The 19,256-nt window shown below is 72.2% G+C and carries 18 protein-coding genes and 3 tRNA genes; 6 read left to right on the forward strand and 15 right to left on the reverse strand.

Features of this window, described 5'->3' with window-relative positions:
* Nucleotides 1-230 precede the first annotated feature (230 nt).
* Nucleotides 231-1,250, forward strand: coding sequence for an adenosine deaminase (locus ACIA6C_RS09295; RefSeq protein ID WP_361133987.1), 1,020 nt, complete (start codon nt 231-233; stop codon nt 1,248-1,250).
* On the opposite strand, the gene ACIA6C_RS09300 is transcribed toward ACIA6C_RS09295, so the two are convergent.
* The 9 genes from ACIA6C_RS09300 to ACIA6C_RS09340 form a co-directional block, all read right to left on the reverse strand.
* On the reverse strand, nt 1,240-1,656 hold the full coding sequence (locus tag ACIA6C_RS09300; protein WP_361133990.1) for a hypothetical protein: 417 nt from the start codon (nt 1,654-1,656) through the stop codon (nt 1,240-1,242). The genes ACIA6C_RS09295 and ACIA6C_RS09300 overlap by 11 nt on opposite strands.
* A gap of 15 nt (nt 1,657-1,671) precedes the next feature.
* Nucleotides 1,672-2,727 carry a UDP-N-acetylmuramate dehydrogenase gene (locus tag ACIA6C_RS09305; protein ID WP_361133993.1) on the reverse strand — a complete coding sequence of 352 codons (1,056 nt, stop codon included), beginning with the start codon at nt 2,725-2,727 and terminating at the stop codon, nt 1,672-1,674.
* Nucleotides 2,728-2,799: 72 nt separating this feature from the next.
* A complete protein-coding gene (locus tag ACIA6C_RS09310; RefSeq protein WP_399273966.1) occupies nt 2,800-4,281 on the reverse strand; it encodes an MFS transporter in 1,482 nt (493 codons plus the stop codon).
* 75 nt (nt 4,282-4,356) lie between these two features.
* Nucleotides 4,357-4,917 carry a TetR/AcrR family transcriptional regulator gene (locus ACIA6C_RS09315; RefSeq protein WP_361133999.1) on the reverse strand — a complete coding sequence of 187 codons (561 nt, stop codon included), beginning with the start codon at nt 4,915-4,917 and terminating at the stop codon, nt 4,357-4,359.
* Nucleotides 4,918-6,303: 1,386 nt separating this feature from the next.
* Nucleotides 6,304-6,732: a MaoC family dehydratase gene (locus ACIA6C_RS09320; protein ID WP_399273968.1), complete on the reverse strand. Its 429-nt coding sequence runs from the start codon at nt 6,730-6,732 to the stop codon at nt 6,304-6,306.
* A 1-nt stretch (nt 6,733) separates the two neighbouring features.
* Nucleotides 6,734-7,186 (reverse strand): MaoC family dehydratase N-terminal domain-containing protein, encoded by a 453-nt coding sequence (locus ACIA6C_RS09325; RefSeq protein WP_399273970.1) that lies wholly within the window; start codon nt 7,184-7,186, stop codon nt 6,734-6,736.
* A gap of 153 nt (nt 7,187-7,339) precedes the next feature.
* Entirely contained in the window at nt 7,340-7,504 is a 165-nt protein-coding gene (gene rpmG, locus ACIA6C_RS09330) for a 50S ribosomal protein L33 (RefSeq protein ID WP_003956487.1), read from the reverse strand.
* 89 nt (nt 7,505-7,593) lie between these two features.
* A tRNA-Met gene (locus ACIA6C_RS09335) sits at nt 7,594-7,666 on the reverse strand.
* Between the two features lie 48 nt (nt 7,667-7,714).
* Nucleotides 7,715-7,787 (reverse strand) — tRNA-Thr (locus tag ACIA6C_RS09340).
* 395 nt (nt 7,788-8,182) lie between these two features.
* On the opposite strand from ACIA6C_RS09340, the gene ACIA6C_RS09345 reads away from it, so the two are divergent.
* Entirely contained in the window at nt 8,183-9,535 is a 1,353-nt protein-coding gene (locus ACIA6C_RS09345) for an amidohydrolase family protein (RefSeq protein ID WP_399273972.1), read from the forward strand.
* 76 nt (nt 9,536-9,611) lie between these two features.
* Nucleotides 9,612-10,268, forward strand: a complete 657-nt coding sequence (locus ACIA6C_RS09350; RefSeq protein ID WP_399273974.1) for an SDR family oxidoreductase — start codon at nt 9,612-9,614, stop codon at nt 10,266-10,268.
* 164 nt (nt 10,269-10,432) lie between these two features.
* On the opposite strand, the gene ACIA6C_RS09355 is transcribed toward ACIA6C_RS09350, so the two are convergent.
* Entirely contained in the window at nt 10,433-10,873 is a 441-nt protein-coding gene (locus ACIA6C_RS09355) for a DUF3574 domain-containing protein (protein ID WP_361134015.1), read from the reverse strand.
* Between the two features lie 103 nt (nt 10,874-10,976).
* Here ACIA6C_RS09355 and ACIA6C_RS09360 point away from each other — a divergent pair, with 103 nt between their 5' ends.
* Complete coding sequence (locus tag ACIA6C_RS09360) at nt 10,977-11,498, forward strand: hypothetical protein (RefSeq protein ID WP_399273976.1); 522 nt, start codon at nt 10,977-10,979, stop codon at nt 11,496-11,498.
* A gap of 112 nt (nt 11,499-11,610) precedes the next feature.
* Here ACIA6C_RS09360 and ACIA6C_RS09365 read toward each other — a convergent pair.
* Nucleotides 11,611-11,692: transfer RNA gene (locus ACIA6C_RS09365), tRNA-Tyr, on the reverse strand.
* A 201-nt stretch (nt 11,693-11,893) separates the two neighbouring features.
* Here ACIA6C_RS09365 and ACIA6C_RS09370 point away from each other — a divergent pair.
* Both ACIA6C_RS09370 and ACIA6C_RS09375 read left to right on the forward strand, forming a co-directional pair.
* The gene (locus ACIA6C_RS09370) at nt 11,894-12,382 is read left to right on the forward strand and encodes a YajQ family cyclic di-GMP-binding protein (RefSeq protein WP_329197449.1); all 489 of its coding nucleotides are present in this window, start codon (nt 11,894-11,896) and stop codon (nt 12,380-12,382) included.
* A gap of 348 nt (nt 12,383-12,730) precedes the next feature.
* Nucleotides 12,731-14,173: a SulP family inorganic anion transporter gene (locus tag ACIA6C_RS09375; RefSeq protein ID WP_399273978.1), complete on the forward strand. Its 1,443-nt coding sequence runs from the start codon at nt 12,731-12,733 to the stop codon at nt 14,171-14,173.
* A gap of 424 nt (nt 14,174-14,597) precedes the next feature.
* Here ACIA6C_RS09375 and ACIA6C_RS09380 read toward each other — a convergent pair whose 3' ends face one another.
* The 4 genes from ACIA6C_RS09380 to ACIA6C_RS09395 all read right to left on the reverse strand — a co-directional run bounded on the left by ACIA6C_RS09380 (nt 14,598) and on the right by ACIA6C_RS09395 (nt 19,224).
* A complete protein-coding gene (locus ACIA6C_RS09380) occupies nt 14,598-14,990 on the reverse strand; it encodes a YccF domain-containing protein (protein WP_399273980.1) in 393 nt (130 codons plus the stop codon).
* Nucleotides 14,987-15,850: a zinc metalloprotease HtpX gene (gene htpX, locus ACIA6C_RS09385; RefSeq protein ID WP_399273982.1), complete on the reverse strand. Its 864-nt coding sequence runs from the start codon at nt 15,848-15,850 to the stop codon at nt 14,987-14,989. The genes ACIA6C_RS09380 and htpX overlap by 4 nt, the downstream gene beginning before the upstream one ends.
* Before the next feature lie 279 nt (nt 15,851-16,129).
* The gene (locus ACIA6C_RS09390) at nt 16,130-17,674 is read right to left on the reverse strand and encodes an NADH-quinone oxidoreductase subunit N (RefSeq protein ID WP_399273984.1); all 1,545 of its coding nucleotides are present in this window, start codon (nt 17,672-17,674) and stop codon (nt 16,130-16,132) included.
* Nucleotides 17,671-19,224: a NuoM family protein gene (locus ACIA6C_RS09395; protein ID WP_399274548.1), complete on the reverse strand. Its 1,554-nt coding sequence runs from the start codon at nt 19,222-19,224 to the stop codon at nt 17,671-17,673. The genes ACIA6C_RS09390 and ACIA6C_RS09395 overlap by 4 nt, the downstream gene beginning before the upstream one ends.
* Between the last annotated feature and the right edge of the window lie 32 nt (nt 19,225-19,256).

Genomic DNA, 19,256 nt, shown 5'->3' on the forward strand with positions numbered 1-19,256 from the left:
GAGGCGTGGGCAGGCGCGGGCCCGGGCGGAGCTCAACCGAGCCCCGCGGCGATTGAGGCGCGGGTCCGAGCGGAGCTCAACCGAGCCCCGCCGGCGATTGAGGCGCGGGTCCGGGCGGAGCCCGGGTAGGGCCCCCGCGCAGCGCAAACCGGCCCGCCCGGGCGTTCGAGCAAGCCCCCGATCAGGAAAACCCCCTCCCGCCGAGCGCAGCGGTACGGCAGGATCACCGGATGGAGCACGTACGCGATCTCACGCTTCTGCCGAAAGCCCACCTACACCTGCACTTCACGGGTTCGATGCGGCCGTCCACCCTGCTGGAGCTCGCCGACAAGTACGGCGTGCGCCTGCCCGACGCCCTGACCGCCGGCGAGCCGCCCAAGCTGCGCGCCACCGACGAGCGCGGCTGGTTCCGCTTCCAGCGGCTCTACGACGCCGCCCGCTCCTGCCTCCGCGAGGCCGACGACATCCGGCGCCTGGTCCGCGAGGCCGCCGAGGAGGACGTACGGGACGGCGCGGGCTGGCTGGAGATCCAGGTGGACCCGACCTCCTACGCCCCCCTGCTGGGCGGCATGATCCCCGCCGTCGAGATCATCCTCGACGCGGTGGACGCCGCCTCCCGGGACACCGGCCTCGGGATGCGCGTCATCATCGCCGCCAACCGCATGAAGCACCCCCTCGACGCCCGCACCCTGGCCCGCCTCGCCGTCCGCTACGCCGACCGCGGCGTCGTCGGGTTCGGGTTGTCCAACGACGAGCGCCGCGGCATGGCCCGCGACTTCGACCGGGCCTTCGCCATCGCCCGTGAGGGCGGCCTGCTCGCGGCCCCGCACGGCGGCGAGCTGACCGGCCCGGCCTCTGTGCGCGACTGCCTCGACGACCTCCACGCCGTGCGCGTCGGGCACGGCGTACGGGCCGCCGAGGACCCCCGGCTGCTCAAGCGGCTCGCGGACCGGCAGATCACCTGCGAGGTCTGCCCCGCTTCCAACGTGGCCCTCGGGGTGTACGAACGGCCCGAGGACGTGCCGCTGCGCACGCTCTTCGAGGCGGGGGTGCCGATGGCGCTCGGCGCGGACGACCCGCTTCTGTTCGGGTCCCGGCTGGCGGCCCAGTACGAGATCGCGCGCCGCCACCACGCCTTCACGGACGAGGAACTGGCGGAGCTGGCGCGGCAGTCGGTGCGCGGTTCCGCGGCGCCGAAGGAAGTGCAGGCCGAGTTGCTCGACGGGATCGACCACTGGCTCACCGGGTGAGCCGGAGGTCCCCTTCGTAGCAGTCGGCCCGTACCCGGGCCCCGTCGGCGAAGACGATCTCCAGGTGGGTGCGGCCGGTCTCGGGCGCGGCGTACTCGGCGACGGTGGCGACGGTCTCGCCGAGGTGGCGCAGGAAGGGGTGGTCGCCGAGGTCCTCACCGACCTCGATGCGGCCCCACTCGCCCATGTCGTACGGCTGGTGCGGGGTCTCGGACTCCACGATGAGGCACTGGTCGGACCCGGTGGTGATGCGGGTGGACTCGCCCTCGCTGTCGAGGAGCCAGACGTCGAGCGGCGCCTCGGAGCGTTCGCCCTCGTAGACGTGCCAGGACGCGACGACCGCCTTGATCTCGCGGCCCACCAGCCGGGTGGGGTCCGTACCGGCCCCGTGCAGGGGACAACGCATGGCGGCCGGTACCCCTCAGATGCTGACGCCGACCGTCACCGGTTCGTTGACCAGGGTGACGCCGAAAGCCTCGTGGACGCCCGCGACGACCTCGCGGGCCAGGGCGAGGAGGTCCTCCGTGGTGGCCTCGCCCCGGTTGGTGAGGGCGAGGGTGTGCTTGGTGGAGATGCGCGCGGGGCCGGTTCCGTAGCCCTTGGTGAAGCCGGCCTTGTCGATCAGCCAGGCGGCGCTGGTCTTCGTACGGCCTTCGCCGGCGGGGTAGGCGGGCGGGCTGGTGTCGGCGCCGAGGCGCTCCTGGACGCGGGCGAGGAAGGCGGCGTAGGCCTCGTCGGTCAGGATCGGGTTGTGGAAGAAGGAGCCGGCGGACCAGGTGTCGTGGTCGGCGGGGTCGAGGACCATGCCCTTGCCGGCGCGCAGGCGCAGTACGGTCTCGCGGGCGACGGCGGCCGGGACGCGGTCACCGGCCTCGACGCCGAGGGCGCGGGCGGTCTCGGGGTACTTGATGGGGGCGGAGAGCCCGCCGGCGTCTTCCAGGGCGAAGCGGACGCGCAGGACGACGTAGCGGTCGGGCTGGTCCTTGAAGGTGCTGTTGCGGTACCGGAAGTCGCACTCGGCGGCGCTGAGGGTGACCGTTTCGCCGGTGGTGCGGTCGTACGCGACGACCTCCGTGATGGTGTCGCAGACCTCCTGGCCGTACGCCCCGACGTTCTGGATCGGCGTGGCGCCGGCGGAGCCGGGGATCCCGGCGAGGCACTCGATCCCGGCGAGCCCGGCGTCGACGGTGCGGGCGACCGCGTCGCTCCAGTTCTCGCCCGCGGCGAGCTCCAGCCGGGTCCCGTCGAGCCGGAAGCCGGTGGTGGCGATGCGCAGGGCCGTGCCGTCGAAGCCCTTGTCGCCGATGACGAGGTTGCTGCCGCCGCCGATGACGAGCAGCGGGGTGCCGGAGGCGTCCGCGGCGCGGACGGCGTCGACGACCTCGGCGTCGGTGGTCGCGGTGACCAGCCGGGCGGCGGGGCCGCCGAGCCGGAAGGTGGTCAGCGGGGCGAGGGGGGCGTCGTGGAGTTCCTGCACGGGGACAAGAGTACGGTCCGTGCCCCCCGCATCCTCGCGGGGCACGGACCGTGACTCGACGGCCGTTGCGGCTCAGCGCGCGGCGGGCACCTTCCGGTCCGTGGTCCGGTCGGCGGACCGGTCGGCGGACCGGTCCGCGGTCCGGCCGGCCGGGGCCGCGGCGGACGGGGCCTTCGCCTTGCGCGGCAGCAGCATGGCGAGGGCGGCGGCGAGGGCCACGGCCCCGGCGCCGATCCACAGCGCGGGCACGGTGCCGTCGGTGAAGGCCTGCGGGGTCTCGTAGCCGCCCTGCGCGGAGAACACGGAGGCCAGGACGGCGACCCCGAGGGCCCCGCCGACCTCGCGGAGGGCGTTGTTGGTGCCGGAGGCCTTGCCCTGGTCGGCGGGGGCGACGGTGGACATCAGCGCGTTGGAGGCGGGGGCGAAGTACAGCGCCATGCCGATGCCGCTGAGGATGAGGGCGGGCAGCTGGGCGGCGTAGGAGACGTCCGCGCTCAGGATCACCGCGAACCAGCCGAGCCCGAGGGCCTGGAAGGCGAGCCCGGCGGTGACGACGGGCCGGCTGCCGATCCGGTCGGACAGGATCCCGGCGATCGGCGCGACGATCATCGGCATTCCGGTCCAGGGGAGCATGCGCAGCCCCGCCTCGGTGGGCGAGTAGCCGGCGACGCCCTGGAGGAACTGGCTGAGCAGGAATATCGACCCGAACATGCCGAGGAACATCAGGAGGCCCGCGAGGTTGATCCCGAGGAAGCCGCGGTTGCGGAACAGGCGCATGGGCAGCATGGCGTTCGCGTTGCCGGAGCCGTGCCGGATGAAGCCGCCGACGAGCGCGGAGCCGAGGATCAGACCGGTCAGCACGGGGGCGCTGGTCCAGCCCTTGGCGTTGGCGTTGACCAGGGCGTAGACGATCCCGAAGAGGCCGCCGCTGATGAGGAGGGTGCCGGGGACGTCGAGCCGGGCGCCGGGGGCGGTGGACTCGGCGAGGCGGAGGCGGGCGAGCGGGATGAGCGCCACGCCTATCGGCACGTTGATCCAGAAGATCCACTGCCAGGAGACGTGCTCGGTGAGGCTGCCGCCGATGAGGGGCCCGCTGGCGACGGCGAGGCCGGTGACGGCTCCGTAGACCCCGAGCGCCATGCCCCGGCGGGCGGCCGGGACGGCGGCGGTGAGCAGGGTGAGGGTGAGCGGCATCATGACGGCGGCGCCGACGCCCTGGACGGCGCGGGCGGCGATGAGCTGGTCGATGCCGGGCGAGAGGGCGGCCGCGGCGGAGGCGACGGTGAACACCGAGAGCCCGCCGATGAAGAGCCGGCGCCGGCCGAAGCGGTCGCCGAGGGCGGAGCCGAACATGAGGAGGACGGCGAAGGTGAGCGTGTAGGCGTTCACCGTCCACTCCAGGTCTTCGAGCTTCCCGCCGAGGTCCGCGCGGATGGCGGGGAGGGCGGTGGTGACGACGAGGTTGTCGAGGGCGGCCATGAAGCTGGCGGCGCCGGTGATGACGAGGGCCCAGACGGCGGAACGGCTGAGCGCGGGTGGTGCCTGTTCGTTCATTTTCTCCCCCTGATTAGTTATCACTGACTAAGTTCACCGGCCAGGCCGAACCGGGGTCCGGCCGCCGCCCGGCACCTACGCGCCCTGGGCCTTGCCGTTGGGGTAGCACCCTTCCCAGACCCGGTGACCGGGCGGGAAGCCGAGGGCGACGAGGGTGTTGATGAGCATTCCGTGCGCCATGAAGCCGGTGGTCTCGTTGACGTCGGCCCCGAGCGCGAGGTGGACGGTGTCCCACAGCTTCATCCAGCCGGCGCGCACCATCTCCCCGAACTCCGTCTCGCCGGCGGCCTCGGCGGAGGCGACGGTGAGGCTCGCCTGGAGCTGCATCTGCAGCTTGTCGGGGTGCTCGGCGATCAGCTTGAGGTAGGCGTCGCCCATGGCAACGTGCGCCTCCTCGCTGGTGCGGCCCTCGGCGGCCTCTTCGAAGACGAGCCGGATGTCCTCGGTGCAGCGGGCGACGGCGGCGACGAAGATGGCCTGCTTGTTGGGGAAGAGCCGGAAGAGGTACGGCTGCGAGACGCCGACGCGCTTGGCGATCGCCTCGGTGGACGTCCCGTAGTAACCGCCGCGGGCGAACTCCTGCATCGCCGCACGGATGACGCTCTCGCGTCGCTCTTCTGCGCTCATCCTTGCCATGCCGCTAAGTTAGTACTCAATCACTAACTTGTCCAGGCCCCCGCCGCCCCCTCCGCCCCTCCCGGCGGCACCCCGGACAACGCGCCGCGCCAGACGCCGTGCCGGGGGCGCCCCCTCGCTGCGTGGGGCCCCCTGGATCCCGCCCCAGACCCCGCGCCTGAATCGCCGGCGGGGCTGGATTGTCAGCGTCCAGCACCGTTGGGGTGGCTCCGGCGGGGCTGATCTGCAGGGTCCAGTCCCCTGGGGTGGCGCGGCGGGGCTGGTTTTGGCGGAGCCCCGTCGCCAGGGACGGCGCGGTGCCGGCTTTGGCGGCGCCCCGTCGCCGAGGTCTGCGTGGGCGAGCAGGATTTGTGCTCGGGCACCCAGTTCCTGCGCGTTGGCACCTACGAGGCGCGGATTGGCGGCGTGTTCGACGCCAGAGCACGTCAGCCGCGTAGCGATCTGCGGCGGCTTATGTCCAGCCCATGCCCGACCGCAGGCGCCGTGACGGGAGGAGCGCGTAGCGATCTGCGGCGGCTTATGTCCAGCCCATGCCCGACCGCAGACGCCGTGACGGGAGGAGCGCGTAGCGATCTGCGGCGGCTTATGTCCAGCCCATGCCGGGCCGCGGACGCCGTGGCGGGAGGAGCGCGTAGCGATCTGTCGCGCCGGTGGGTGGGCTCCCTCGCTGCGCTCGGGGCTTTCTGGGGCTCCGCCCCAGGCCCCGCGTTTCAAACGCCGGCGAGGCTGGGGTTGCAGGGTTCAAGAGACGGCCCTTATCCGGGGCTTCGGTCGGGCGTCGCTGAGGCGGGGTTGTCCGGAGAGGTACCTCCCGGCCGTTTCCTTGGGGGCTTCCCGGCAGTCTTCGGCGTTTTGGGGCGGGACGGGCGGTCAAGGGTGGCCGTAGGTCATCGCGAAGCGACGTGAGCGCAGCGAGCGCCCTTGACGGGCCGGCACGACACGAAAGGACAGTGGACTGACGGGACGCCCCCAGCACCACCCCGACACCGCACGCGGGGATCCCGCTACCGCAGCGGCCCGTACCTCCCCACCCCCGCCGAGGGGGGCTCCGCCCCCACCCGGTCCCACTACCTCCCCGGCACCCCTCAGGGGAACGCCTCAAGCCCCGCCCAGCACCTCCCCGACACCGGAAAAGGGCGACTCCGCCCCTCCCCCGAAACCCCGGGGAGGCGGGTGGGCAACCACCGCCCCGCCCCAGCACCGCTCAGGGGCAACAGCGCGCCCGCACCGCGGGAGCGGTCAGCCCGTCGGCGGTCAGCGGCACGCGGCCAGCAGTCAGCGGCCAGCTATCAGCAATCAGCAATCAGCGGCCAGCAGTCAGCTATCAGCGGTCAGCGGTCAGCGGTCAGCGGTCAGCGGTCAGCGGCACCCCCCCCTACCGCGGCCCTACGCCAGCTGAACCACCGCGCGGGACATGCCCAGCACCTTCTGGCCCGCGCTCATGGCCGTCAGGTCCACCCGGACGCGGTTGTCGTCCAGCTTGGCGGCGACCTTCGCCGTGACCTCGATCAGCGCGCCCGTCCCGTCGTTGGGGACGATGACCGGCTTCGTGAACCGCACCCCGTACTCGACGACCGCGCCCGGGTCGCCCACCCAGTCGGTCACCACCCGGATCGCCTCGGCCATGGTGAACATGCCGTGCGCGATCACGTCCGGCAGCCCGACCTCCTTGGCGAACTTCTCGTTCCAGTGGATCGGGTTGAAGTCACCCGAAGCCCCGGCGTACTGCACGAGCGTGGCGCGCGTCACGGGGAAGGCCGCCGCCGGCAGTTCGGTGCCGACCTCGACGTCGGCGTACTGGATCTGCGCGGTCATCTCAGGCCTCCTCAGCGGCGCGGGACACGAGCTTGGTCCACGCCGTCACCACGTGCTCGCCGGATTCGTCGTGCACTTCACCGCGGATGTCGATGATGTCGTTGCCCGCCATCGACTTCACGGCCTCGATCGTCGAGGTCACCGACAGCCGGTCCCCCGCCCGCACCGGCCGCACGTACACGAACTTCTGGTCACCGTGCACGACGCGGCTGTAGTCCAGCCCCAGCTGCGGGTCCTCGACGACCTGGCCCGCGGCCTTGAACGTGATGGCGAACACAAAAGTCGGCGGCGCGATCACATCCGGGTGACCGAACGCCTTGGCGGCCTCCGGATCGAGGTACACCGGATTTTCGTCACCGAGCGCAACCGCGAATTCGCGGATCTTCTCCCGGCCGACCTCGTACGGATCGGTGGGCGGGTAGCTCCGCCCCACGAAGGTCTGGTCGAGGGCCATGGCTCACTACCTCCAGTAGAAGGACACGATCATCAGTCGTCGGGTACGGAACGACGGTGCGGAAAACGAACAACGGGGCGGAAACGACACGAGGCCGCCCCCAATGAAGGGGACGACCTCATGACGGTGCCTGTGTTCGAGACTCGCTAAGGCTTAGCGGGTCTCGCGGTGCGCGGTGTGCGAGTTGCAGCGCGGGCAGTGCTTCTTCATCTCAAGACGGTCCGGGTTGTTACGCCGGTTCTTCTTGGTGATGTAGTTCCGCTCCTTGCACTCCACGCAGGCCAGCGTGATCTTCGGGCGGACGTCGGTGGCAGCCACGTGAGTGCTCCTTGACGGACAATTGGGACGGATGAACGCATACAAGAGTAGCCGACCGGGAGACCGACCCCGCAATCGGCTACTGTGTGTAGCGGCGACCGGACTTGAACCGGTGACACAGCGATTATGAGCCGCTTGCTCTACCGACTGAGCTACGCCGCTTTGATGTGATCGACTCCCCACCCGAGGGTGGGGAACCTCTCTCACCAGAGCCCCAATGCGGAATCGAACCGCAGACCTTCTCCTTACCATGGAGACGCTCTACCGACTGAGCTATTGGGGCGAGCGATGAAGACATTACACGGTTGCCCGCCGATCGCCCAAATCCTTTGGGGCGACCGGGCTCCGGGCCGCTCCGCCGCCGATTCCCGGCCGACGCGCGAGCCACGCGCGACCCGTTTTCCCCATCCATTCGCGGAGTTTGTGGCGGACGTCACGCACCGCACCGGGCCGTGCAGGCACCGACCCGTACACACCGCCCCCGCCCTCACCCCGCCCCCCACCGCGCGCCAAGCCACCCCGGCCACCCCGCGCCACCACACCGGTACGACTATTGCCCTCCTCCGCAAACCGGACACCCCCGCGCCCTAGGCTCTGAGCACGCTGCGTGATCTTGGGCCGAAGGTCACCGCCCACAGGCCCTGGCCCAGGAACCGCCCGAGCCACCGCAGGAGCGCGATGTCCGACAGCCAGCCGCAGCAGCCCTCCCCTCCCCCGCGCGGTGGCCGGGGTGACGGCGGCGGGTACGGACCCGCGCGGGGACCGGCCGGGGGGCCGGCCGCCGGGGGCTCGGAAACCACCACGCTGCTCCTCGCCGGCGCGCGCCTCACCGACGGCCGTACCGTCGACGTCCGGCTCGGCGGCGGCCGCATCCAGGAGGTCGCCGCCCCGGGCAGCCTTCCCGCCCGTCTCCCGGCCCGCCTCCCCGCCCGCGCCACCTCCGCCGCCCCGGCCGCGCGCGTCGACCTCACCGGCTACCTCCTGCTCCCCGCTCCCGCCGAACCGCACGCGCACGGGGACACCGCCCTGACCGCCGACGCCGAGGGCCCGGTCTCCTACGGAGCCGACGAGGTCCAGCGCCGGGCCACCGAGTCCGCCCTGCTCCAGCTGGGCCACGGCGCCACCGCCGTGCGGTCCCACGTACGGATCGGCGACGCCCACGGGCTCGGTCCCATGGAGGCCGTGCTCCAGGCCCGCCGCTCCCTGCGCGGTCTCGCCGACCTGACCACGGTCGCCGTCCCGAGGCTGCTGACCGGGATCGCCGGGGCGGCCGGGCGGGCCATGCTGCGCGACGCCGTCAAGATGGGCGCCTCGGTGATCGGCGGCTGCCCGGACCTGGACCCCGACCCGGCCGGCTACCTCCGAACCGTCCTGGAACTGGCCGGCGAGCAGGGTTGCCCCGTCGACCTGCACACGGACGGTGACGACCCCGCGCGCCTCACCCGGCTCGCGGCGATGGCCCGCGGCCTGCGTCCCGGTGTGACCATCGGCCCCTGCGGCGGCCTCTCGCGGCTCCCGCTGGACGCGGCGGGCCCTGCCGCCGACGCGCTGGCCGCGGCCGGTGTCGGGGTGACCTGCCTCCCGCAGGGCGACTGTGCCGCCCTGGAGCGCCGGGGCCTGCGCACCGCGCCCGTACGCCTCCTGCGCTCCGCCGGTGTCAGGGTCGCGGCCGGCAGCGGGGCGCTGCGGGACGCGGGCAACCCCGTGGGCCGCGGCGATCCGCTCGAAGCCGCTTACCTGCTGGCCTCCCAGGGCGGTCTGCGCCCGGCGGAGGCGTACGAGTCGGTCAGCGCGGCCGCCCGGGAGGCGATGGGCCTGCCGGAAGTCCGGGTGGAGGCAGGCTTCCCGGCGGAGCTGCTCGCCGTACGTGGTGACCGCATCGCGGGGGTGCTGTCCCTGGCGTACAGCCGGATCGTGATCCACCGGGGCCGGGTGGTAGCCCGTACGAGTGCCGTACGGGAGTACTGCGACTCGGCGGTCGCGGTGGCCCTGGACCTGCCCCGGCAGGGGCGTACGGAGCCCGGCCCCTGACCCGTACCGAACCGGCACCGGCCGTTCGCCGCCCGTTCGCGGGCGGGGCGGCCCGGCTCGTCGTACGGTCGGTTACATGCGCATCGTCATCGCGGGTGGACACGGTCAGATCGCGCTGCGGCTGGAGCGGCTGCTCTCCGCGCGCGGGTACGAGGTCGCGGGCGTCATCCGCGACCCGGAGCAGGGCGACGATCTGCGGGAGGCGGGCGCCGAACCGGTGCTGTGCGATCTGGAGTCGGCCACGGTGGAGCACGTGGCGGGGATCCTCCAGGGCGCGGACGCGGCGGTGTTCGCGGCCGGCGCCGGGCCGGGCAGCGGCACCGAACGCAAGGACACGGTGGACCGCGCGGCGGCGGTGCTGTTCGCCGACGCGGCCGAACGCGCGCGCGTACGGCGCTTCCTGATGGTCTCCTCGATGGGCGCGGACGCCCGTCACGAGGGCGAGGAGGTGTTCGACTACTACCTCCGCGCCAAGGGCGAGGCCGACGACCACCTCCGTACCCGCCTGGGCCTGGAGTGGACGGTGCTGCGCCCCGGTGCGCTGACCGACGACGACGGTACGGGGCTGGTCCGCTTGGAGGCGCGTACGGGGCGCGGGGCGATCCCGCGTGACGATGTGGCGGCGGTGCTGGCTGAGCTGGTGGAGACCCCGGCGACGGCCGGCCTGACCCTGGAGCTGGTCTCCGGGTCCACCCCGGTCGCGGTGGCCGTCAAGGACGTGGCGGGCAACTGACCGGCCCCGCAACGCCGGATCCCGGGAGCTCGGGTCCCGGGAGCTCGGGTCCCGGGAGCTCGGGTCCCGGGAGGTGGGGTCGCGGCCGGTGCGAGCCGGTGCGAGTCGAGGCCCGGCCCGCACCGCATCGCTCCGCACCGGGCCCGACCTCCGCTACGACTTCGCTAGAACTCCGCCGTGACCTCGTCGTCGGAGCGGCCGACCGAGTCCTGCTCGTACTGCCGCTCGTACGCCTGGCGGATCCGCTCGATGCGCACGCTTCGGTCGTCGGCCTCCTTCTCCGGGTAGAGCAGCACCACCTCGTAGGACGTCTCGTGGACGATCGTCCCGTCCTTGCCGCGCCACTGGCCGTGAGCGTCCTGGACGGTGAGCCCCTCGGGAAAGGCCGGGGTGACCTCGCGGTCGATGAAGCGGTTGAACTCCGCTTCGCTGACCGGGCTCTGCCCGAGGGGCCGCGCGGTGCCGAAGTAGAGCCGGGTCTCCTGGTACGACTGCCCGACATGGGGGTGCAGGGCCGCTCCGAGCAGGGCCGGAAGCCCCGCGCCCAGCAGGGCGATGAGTACTCCGCCGCCGACCTTGCCACGCGTATTCGATGTCCAATTCACGCTCCGTGAACGACGGGACGCGTTGATCGTTGCGCCCGGGGCGCCCGATAGGGTCACTGCGGTTCGGCCGCAGGGGGCGGCCGCCGGAGGTACCGGGGTGGGCATGGGCGACGGCGAGTGGCGCATGGGCGCGGCGCAGGGCGGCCGGCTCGCGGCCCGGTGGTGGAAGTGGGCCCTGTCGGCGCCCCGGGAGCAGAGCCCCGTATCCGACACGACGGGGCGCCACGCCGGGTGGCGCCAGCCCGAGGACCTCTGGTTCCTCGCGGGCACTTACGGCGGCCGGGTGGTGCGGCGGTGCAGCATCCCGACGGGCCGTCCGCTGTTCTTCCCGGTGCTGAACACCCAGCGCAGGGCGGTGCCCTTCGTGACCGATCCGTCGGTGCTCGCGGTGGCGCGGGCGTCGGCGGCCCTGAACAGCACTCCGCTGACGGTGAGCGAGTACCGCTCCAAGACCTTCCACGCGTTGGGCACCACGCGGGTGGCCTGGGGTCTGTGGTGCGGCCTCACTCCGCTGCCGCCGGGCCAGTTCGTGCTGGAGATCGACGCCGCCACGACGAGCGGCTTCCGCATCGACACGACGTACCACCTGACGGTGACGCAGCCGGGGATCGGGCCGGGGAAGTAGCCGCCGCCGGCCGCTCGGCGGGGGCATGGGAACCGCGCCGCTCCTCGCTCGCGGACATGCGAAGAAACCCCCGCCCCCTACGTTTCCGTAGGGGGCGAGGGTCTCACTCGCGTGGCGGCGCCAGGATTCGAACCTGGGTAGGCTAAGCCGACGGATTTACAGTCCGCTCCCATTGGCCACTCGGGCACACCGCCATGGGATGTCGCCGGTGAGGCCGCTTTGGGGCGGTGCTCGGTGGCAACGACGTAAACGATACCTGATGGCCGGGGGTGCTTCGCCACCGGATTGATCAGCACCGCACGGGGGCGCGGTGGCTAGGCTTTGCGGAGCGGTCCGGGCATGTCCGGCCGCGGCCCCAAGGGGCACAGCCAGCCGATTTCAAGGAGCCACAGCACATGGCCGACTCCAGTTTCGACATCGTCTCGAAGGTCGAGCGGCAGGAGGTCGACAACGCCCTCAACCAGGCCGCCAAGGAGCTTTCGCAGCGCTACGACTTCAAGGGCACGGGCGCCTCGATCGCCTGGTCCGGCGAGAAGATCCTCATGGAGGCGAACTCCGAGGAGCGTGTGAAGGCCATCCTCGACGTCTTCGAGACCAAGCTGGTCAAGCGTGGAATCTCGCTCAAGGCGCTGGATGCCGGCGAGCCGCAGCTGTCCGGCAAGGAGTACAAGATCTTCGCGACGATCGAGGAGGGCATCTCCCAGGAGAACGCCAAGAAGGTCGCGAAGATCATCCGGGACGAGGGTCCCAAGGGTGTCAAGGCGCAGGTCCAGGGCGAGGAGCTGCGGGTCAGCTCCAAGAGCCGCGACGACCTGCAGACCGTCCAGGCGCTCCTCAAGGGCAAGGACCTGGACTTCGCGATCCAGTTCGTGAACTACCGCTGATCCGGGTTCCCGACCTGCGCATGCGCTTCTAGCGAGCCGGCAGGGCACAACGGGGGCACACCGCCGAGGGCTGATGACCGCCTCGACGGCTGCCCGCGTTGTGCCCTCGCCGTTCGTCCCGCCGTAGGTCCCCGCCATACGTCCCCGTCGTTCGTCCCCGCCGTTCGTCCTGCGGCATCCGCCTCGGCCTCCCCGATCGCCTGCCCTGCGCAGGGACGGGGCGCTCGGGTGGGGTGCGCCGGGCGTGAGCGGCGCGTGCTCCGCCAGGGCTCCCAGTGGTCACTAGGCACCGGACCGTGTGCCCGTCACGCTGAGTGGCGTCCGTCACCGCGTGACAGGGGTAGTCGCATGCTCGGGACCAGCACGTTTCGCGAAGACTTCGGGGCGTCCGTGGTCGTCGCGCTCGTCGCGCTGCCACTCTGCGTAGGGGTGGCCGTCGCCTCCGGCGTGCCGGCCGAGCTCGGCGTCGTCACGGGGGTCGTCGGCGGGCTGGTCACCGGCTGGTTCCGCGGGAGCTCGCTCCAGGTCAGCGGGCCGGCCGCGGGGCTGACCGTTCTCGTCTACGAGGCGGTGCAGGCGTACGGGCTGCCCGCGCTCGGGGTGCTGGTGGCAGCTGCCGGTGCGATGCAGCTGGGCATGGGGCTGCTGCGGTTCGGGCGGTGGTTCAGGGCGATCTCGGTCGCCGTGGTGCACGGGATGCTGGCCGGGATCGGCCTCGTGCTGATCGCCGGGCAGGTCTACGCCCTGGGTGGTGTCCAGGCTCCCGCGAAGACGCTGGACAAGCTGGCAGGAGCCGCCGCGTTGGGCGGGCAGGCCGACTGGGCGGCGGTGGCGCTCGGGGCCGGGACCGTCGCCGTTCTCGTGGCGTGGCGCCGGCTGCCGGCCCGGCTGCGGCGCGTGCCGGGAGCGCTGGTCGCGGTGGCCGCGGCCACCGCGACGGCCGCGCTGCTCCGGCTTCCGGTCGAACGGGTGCGGGTGACGGGCGTGCTGGACGCGGTGTCGCCGCCCCGGTGGGAAGACGCCGCCGCACTGGCGTCCGTAGGGGCGGTCGGGACGGTGGTGACGATCGCGCTGATCGCCTCCGCGGAGACCCTGTTCAGTGCGGCGGCGGTGGACCGCATGCATGACGGGCCCCGCACCGACTACGACCGGGAACTGGTGGCCCAGGGGGTGGGGAACCTGGCCTGTGGGCTGCTCGGCGCGCTGCCGATGACGGCCGTGATCGTGCGCAGCGCCACCAATGTGGAGGCCGGGGCACGGACCCGGGCGTCCAGGGTGCTGCACGGCGGCTGGCTCCTGTTGTTCGCCGTGGCCTTCCCCCGGGCGCTTGAGGCGGTACCGCTGGCCGCGCTCGCCGGGGTACTGCTGCACGCCGGGTGGAAGCTGCTCCCGGTCAGGGTGGTCGCCACCCTGTGGCGGACCCACCGGGGCGAGGCGGTGGTCCTGGTGGCGACGGCCGGCGCGATCGTGGCCACCAACCTCTTCGAGGGCGTGCTGATCGGCCTGGGCCTGGCTGTGGCGAAGGCGGCCTGGGAGACCTCCCAAGTGCACATCGAGGAGGTCTGGGAGGCGGAAGGGGACGTGCTGTGCGTGCGGATGGTGGGGACCGCCAGCTTCCTGCGGCTGCCCAAGCTGCTGGACTCCCTGGACGGTCTGCCGCCGGGCCAACCGGTGCGTCTCGACCGTAGTGGGCTGCGGCATCTGGACCACGCCTGCCTGACCGCCCTCGACGGCTGGGAGAAGCAGCGCCCGCCGCTCCCGCCGCTCCCGCGGCCCAGGAGCGTCACGTAGCCGTCGTACGCGGGGCGGTCGTACGCGGGGCGTCATGTACGCGCAACTACGGCTGGATCGCGATCGCGAACGCCCGCGCGTGAGCTCTCTATTCAACCGTCAAGGAGCCGGCCGCGGCAGCGGCAGTGGTATCGGCGCAGGCGGCCCATGCCGTCCAGGGCGGCGCGGGCCTGCCGGTTGAGGGCCGGTCAGGTCATGGCGCACGAAGGCGGAAGGCGGGGCCGGCCCTCGCCCGCCGTGCGCTCGCCCTGGGGCCGGGTGCCGGTTTCCGGCAAGGCTGTTACGGCCCTGCCGTACGCCCGCGCGGAGTTGGGTCGTCGGTGCGGAACTTGCTGTGGCAACTGCTGCGCATCATCCATGCGTTCATCGTGCACCACCCCACTGACATTCGCCCCGGCCTGTGGATAACCCGGGGCGAGGCCTGTCACCGCGAGGCGAAGGGCGCGTCCGTCGGGACGATCTCGCGGCCCAGCGGGAGCAGGGAGAGCGGGACCATCTTGAAGTTGGCGATGCCGAACGGGATGCCGATGATCGTGACGCACAGGGCGAGCCCCGTGACGATGTGGCTGATGGCCAGCCACCAGCCGGCCAGGACGAGCCACAGCACGTTGCCGACGCAGGAGGCGGCGCCCGCGTCGCGGCGCTCGACGGTGGTGTAGCCGAAGGGCCAGAGGGCGTACAGCGCGATGCGGAAGGCGGCGATGCCGAACGGGATGCCGACGATGGTGACGCAGAGGATCAGGCCCGCGAGGCAGTAGCCCAGGAACAGCCAGATGCCGCTGAGCACGAGCCAGATGACGTTCAGGATGGTCTTCACTGGGTGCGGCCTGCCATCTGTTCGAGCCGGGCGATGCGCTCGGCCATCGGGGGGTGCGTCGAGAACATCCTGGACAGTCCCTGGCCGGGACGGAAGGGGTTGGCGATCATCATGTGGCTCGCCGTCTCCAATTGGGGCTCGGGCGGCAGCGGAAGCTGCTTGGTGCCCGCGTCGAGCTTGCGCAGGGCGCCGGCCAGGGCCAACGGGTCCCCGGTCAGCTGGGCGCCGGAGGCATCGGCCTCGTATTCGCGCGAGCGGCTGATGGCCAGCTGGATCACGGAGGCGGCCAGCGGGCCCAGGATCATGATCAGCAGCATGCCGAGGAGGCCGGGCCCTTCCTCGTCGTCGGAGCGGCCGATCGGGATCAGCCAGGCGAAGTTCACCAGGAACATGATCACGGAGGCGAGGGCTCCGGCGACCGAGGAGATGAGGATGTCCCGGTTGTAGACGTGGCTCAGCTCGTGGCCGATGACACCGCGCAGCTCGCGCTCGTCGAGGATGCGCAGGATGCCCTCGGTGCAGCACACGGCGGCGTTGCGCGGGTTGCGGCCGGTGGCGAAGGCGTTGGGGGCTTCGGTGGGCGAGATGTAGAGCCGCGGCATCGGCTGGCGCGCGGAGGTCGAGAGTTCTCGGACCATGCGGTAGAGGGCGGGGGCCTCGAACTCGCTGACGGGGCGGGCGCGCATCGCGCGTAGAGCCAGCTTGTCGCTGTTCCAGTACGCGTACGCGTTCGTCCCGAGGGCGATGAGGACGGCGGCGATCAGGCCGACCCGCCCGAAGAAGCTTCCGATGACGATGATGAGTGCCGACAGGCCGCCGAGGAGTACGGCGGTCTTCAGCCCGTTGTGCCGGCGGTGCACGGTACGCCCTCCAAATGGTGCGGCAGGGGGAACCCGTCCAGGATCTGTGGAACGCAGGGTCTTCCGGTCCAGTGGACCCTCCCTTCCTGGTCAACGCGAGGTGAGCGCGACAGGTTCCCGGGCCGCGCCCCCGCGGACCGCCTCGTTGGGCGGGCGGGCGGGGGCGACCTGGGACGTTGCTCCGTACGGGTTGCCGCGCAAGCGCGGGCGGCGCGGGGCACCACGCGGGCGCGGTGGCCTGCCGGCGGGCGCGGGCGCGGGCGGCCGGCGGGCGGCCGGCTACTGCGGGAACAGGCTGCCGGACGCGAAGCGCAGCACGAGCTGCGGCGCCCCCGAGAGGATCAGGGCGGTGACCCCGGTGAGCAGGATCGCGACGGTGACGGGCCAGGGCGCCGGTGCGGCGGTCCGCGTCTCCTCGGCGGCGGCAGGGCGGAAGAGCAGGGCCGTCCAGCGCAGGTAGTAGTACAGGGCGATGACCACGTTGACGGCCATGACCACGGCCAGCCATCCCAGGCCGGCGTCGACCGCGGCCCGGAAGACGGTGACCTTGGCGAACAGGCCGATGATGCCCGGCGGCAGGCCGGCCAGGCAGAGCAGGAAGAAGGCCAGGGTCAGGGCGGTGAGCGGGCGCTCGGCGTACAGGCCGCGGTAGTCGTCGATCCGGTGGAGCGGCTTCGTACGGGCCACCAGCGCCGCCACGGCGAACGCGCCGAGGTTCACGGCGCCGTACATGAGCGCGTAGGCGACGGTGGAGCCGATCTGATCGCGCTCGGCGTACGCGGCGGCGGCGATCGGCACGAGCAGGTAGCCGGCCTGTCCGACGGAGGACCAGGCGAGCAGCCGTACGGCGCTGTTCGCGCGGTCGGAGGCCTGGCGCAGCGCGGCGACGTTGCCGACGGTCATGGTCAGGGCGGCGAGGACCGCCAGCGCCGGACCCCAGATGTCGGAGTACGCCGGGAAGGCGATGACGGTGACGAGGATCAGACCGGTGAAGCCGACGGCCTTGCCGATCACCGAGAGGTAGCCGGCGATGGGCAGGGGCGCGCCGACGTAGGTGTCGGGGACCCAGAAGTGGAAGGGGACGGCGGCCGTCTTGAAGGCGAAGCCGACGAGGGTGAGGGCGACGCCCGCCATGGCGAGGGTGTCGAGCTGCGCCGGGACGTCGTCGAGGCGGTCGGCGACCTGGGTGAGGTGCAGGGATCCGGTGGCGGCGTAGACGAAGCTGACGCCGAGCAGCGACACGGCCGTGGCGGTGACGGAGGACAGGAAGAACTTGAGGGCGGCCTCGGAGGAGAGCCGGTCGCCGCGGCGCATGCCGACGAGGGCGAAGGCGGGCAGCGAGGCGACTTCGAGGGCGACGATGAGGGTGGCGAGGTCGCGGGCGGCGGGCAGCAGGGCCGCGCCGGCGGCGGAGGAGAGCAGCAGGAACCAGTATTCGCCGGCGGGCATGCGCGTCTCGTGGACGGCGGTGACCGACAGCAGGGCCGTGACGAGGGCGCCCGCCAGGACGAGGAACTGGATGACGAGGGCGAAGTGGTCGGCGGTGTAGCTGCACGCGGCGGGGTCGCCGGTGAGGCAGAAGGTGGTGCGGTCGCCGGCGCGCAGCGGCAGCAGGGTGGCGGTCGCTGCGGCGAGTCCGGCGACGGAGAGCCAGCCGAGGAGCGGCTTGTGCTTCTGCGCCGTGAAGAGGTCGGCGACCAGGACGACCAGGGCGACGGCGGCGGGGATCACGACGGGCGTGATCGCGAGCCAGTCGACGGACTGGACGAGGCTGGGCGCGGCCGGGCCGGGGGCCGTGGCGGCCGCGACGGACAGGACCGTCATGAGTTGCCTCCTGCGAGGAGCTTCTGGACGGCCGGGTCGGTGAGGCCGAGGAGGACGGCGGGCCACAGGCCGGCGAGGACGGTGAGGGCGACGAGCGGGGTCCAGGCGGCGAACTCGTAGTGCCGGACGTCGGCGAGGGAGAGTTCGGGGCCTTCCTTCGGGTCGCCCATGCACACCCGGCGTACGACGATCAGGAGATATGCGGCGGTGAGCAGGGTGCCGAGGGCGCCGACTGCCATGTACGTGAGAAAAGCCGGGCGGGACAGGCCGGAGCCCGGGTCGAACGCGCCGAACAGGGCCAGCATCTCGCCCCAGAAGCCGGCCAGGCCGGGCAGGCCGAGGGAGGCGACGGCGGCGAAGGCGAGCAGCGCGCCGAGGCGGGGGGCGCGGCCGTACAGGGCGGCGCCGGTGGTTCCGGCGAGCGTGTCGAGGTCGGCGGTGCCGTAGCGGTCCTTGAGCGCGCCGACCAGGAAGAAGAGCAGGCTGGTGATCAGGCCGTGGGCGATGTTGGCGAAGAGCGCGCCGTTGACGCCTGTGGGGGTCATGGACGCGATGCCGAGGAGCACGAAGCCCATGTGGCCGACGGAGGAGTACGCGATGAGGCGCTTGAGGTCGCCCTTGCCGCCCCTGCGTGCCAGCGCGAGGCAGGCGAGGGACCCGTAGACGATGCCGACGGCGGCGAAGGCGCCGAGGTAGGGGGCGAAGGTGTGCATGCCGTCGGGGGTGACGGGGAGCAGGATGCGCACGAAGCCGTACGTGCCCATCTTGAGCAGGACGCCCGCCAGGAGGACGGAACCGACGGTGGGCGCGGCGGTGTGGGCGTCCGGCAGCCAGCTGTGCAGCGGCCACATCGGGGTCTTCACGGCGAGGCCGGTGCCGATGGCGAGCACGGCCAGCAGCTGGGTGGTGTGGGTCAGTCCGCGGCCGTTGTCAGAGGCGAGTGCCACCATGTCGAAAGTGCCGCTGTTCAGTCCGATCAGCAGCAGACCGAGCAGCATGACCACGGATCCGAGGAGGGTGTAGAGGATGAACTTCCAGGCGGCCGCCTGCCGCTGAGCACCGCCCCAGCGGGCGATGAGGAAGTACATCGGGATGAGGACCATCTCGAAGGCGAGGAAGAACAGCAGCAGGTCGAGGACGGCGAAGGTCGCGAGGGTGCCGGACTCCAGGACGAGCAGCAGTGCCACGAAGGCCTTCGGGGAAGGGCCGTCGGGGAGCTTGAAGTAGCTGTAGAGCGCGCAGAGGAAGAACAGCAGCGCGGTCATCAGGAGGAGGGGGAGCGAGATGCCGTCGACGCCGAGGTGGATCCGGATGTTCAGCGCCTGGATCCAGCTGATGTCCGTCGTCGCCTGGAAGCGGGACGGGCTGTCGTGGTCGAAGCCCACGGCGAGGGCGATCGCCGCGGCGAGGATCACGCCGGTGACGGTCACGCCGTGGCGCAGCACGGCCTGTTCGGGGCTCTTCCCCTTGAGCCCGGGCGGGGCGGGCAGCAGGGCCGCGACGGCGCCGAGGAGCGGTGCGGCCACGATGAACGCCAGAAGGAACTGCATCACGGACGGGCTGATATCAATCACGGCTGGCT

Origin of the sequence: Streptomyces sp. NPDC051578, assembly GCF_044454045.1 — a bacterium.
Taxonomy (GTDB): Bacteria; Actinomycetota; Actinomycetes; order Streptomycetales; family Streptomycetaceae; genus Streptomyces.

Excerpts from the sequence above, each read along its gene's own strand:
- ACIA6C_RS09295 (WP_361133987.1), top strand. The coding sequence starts at position 231 with ATGGAGCACGTACGCGATCTCACGCTTCTGCCGAAAGCCCACCTACAC.
- ACIA6C_RS09300 (WP_361133990.1), bottom strand. The coding sequence starts at position 1,656 with ATGCGTTGTCCCCTGCACGGGGCCGGTACGGACCCCACCCGGCTGGTG.
- ACIA6C_RS09310 (WP_399273966.1), bottom strand. The coding sequence starts at position 4,281 with ATGAACGAACAGGCACCACCCGCGCTCAGCCGTTCCGCCGTCTGGGCC.
- ACIA6C_RS09315 (WP_361133999.1), bottom strand. The coding sequence starts at position 4,917 with ATGGCAAGGATGAGCGCAGAAGAGCGACGCGAGAGCGTCATCCGTGCG.
- ACIA6C_RS09320 (WP_399273968.1), bottom strand. The coding sequence starts at position 6,732 with ATGACCGCGCAGATCCAGTACGCCGACGTCGAGGTCGGCACCGAACTG.
- ACIA6C_RS09325 (WP_399273970.1), bottom strand. The coding sequence starts at position 7,186 with ATGGCCCTCGACCAGACCTTCGTGGGGCGGAGCTACCCGCCCACCGAT.
- ACIA6C_RS09345 (WP_399273972.1), top strand. The coding sequence starts at position 8,183 with ATGTCCGACAGCCAGCCGCAGCAGCCCTCCCCTCCCCCGCGCGGTGGC.
- ACIA6C_RS09350 (WP_399273974.1), top strand. The coding sequence starts at position 9,612 with ATGCGCATCGTCATCGCGGGTGGACACGGTCAGATCGCGCTGCGGCTG.
- ACIA6C_RS09360 (WP_399273976.1), top strand. The coding sequence starts at position 10,977 with ATGGGCGACGGCGAGTGGCGCATGGGCGCGGCGCAGGGCGGCCGGCTC.
- ACIA6C_RS09370 (WP_329197449.1), top strand. The coding sequence starts at position 11,894 with ATGGCCGACTCCAGTTTCGACATCGTCTCGAAGGTCGAGCGGCAGGAG.
- ACIA6C_RS09375 (WP_399273978.1), top strand. The coding sequence starts at position 12,731 with ATGCTCGGGACCAGCACGTTTCGCGAAGACTTCGGGGCGTCCGTGGTC.
- ACIA6C_RS09390 (WP_399273984.1), bottom strand. The coding sequence starts at position 17,674 with ATGACGGTCCTGTCCGTCGCGGCCGCCACGGCCCCCGGCCCGGCCGCG.
- ACIA6C_RS09395 (WP_399274548.1), bottom strand. The coding sequence starts at position 19,224 with ATGCAGTTCCTTCTGGCGTTCATCGTGGCCGCACCGCTCCTCGGCGCC.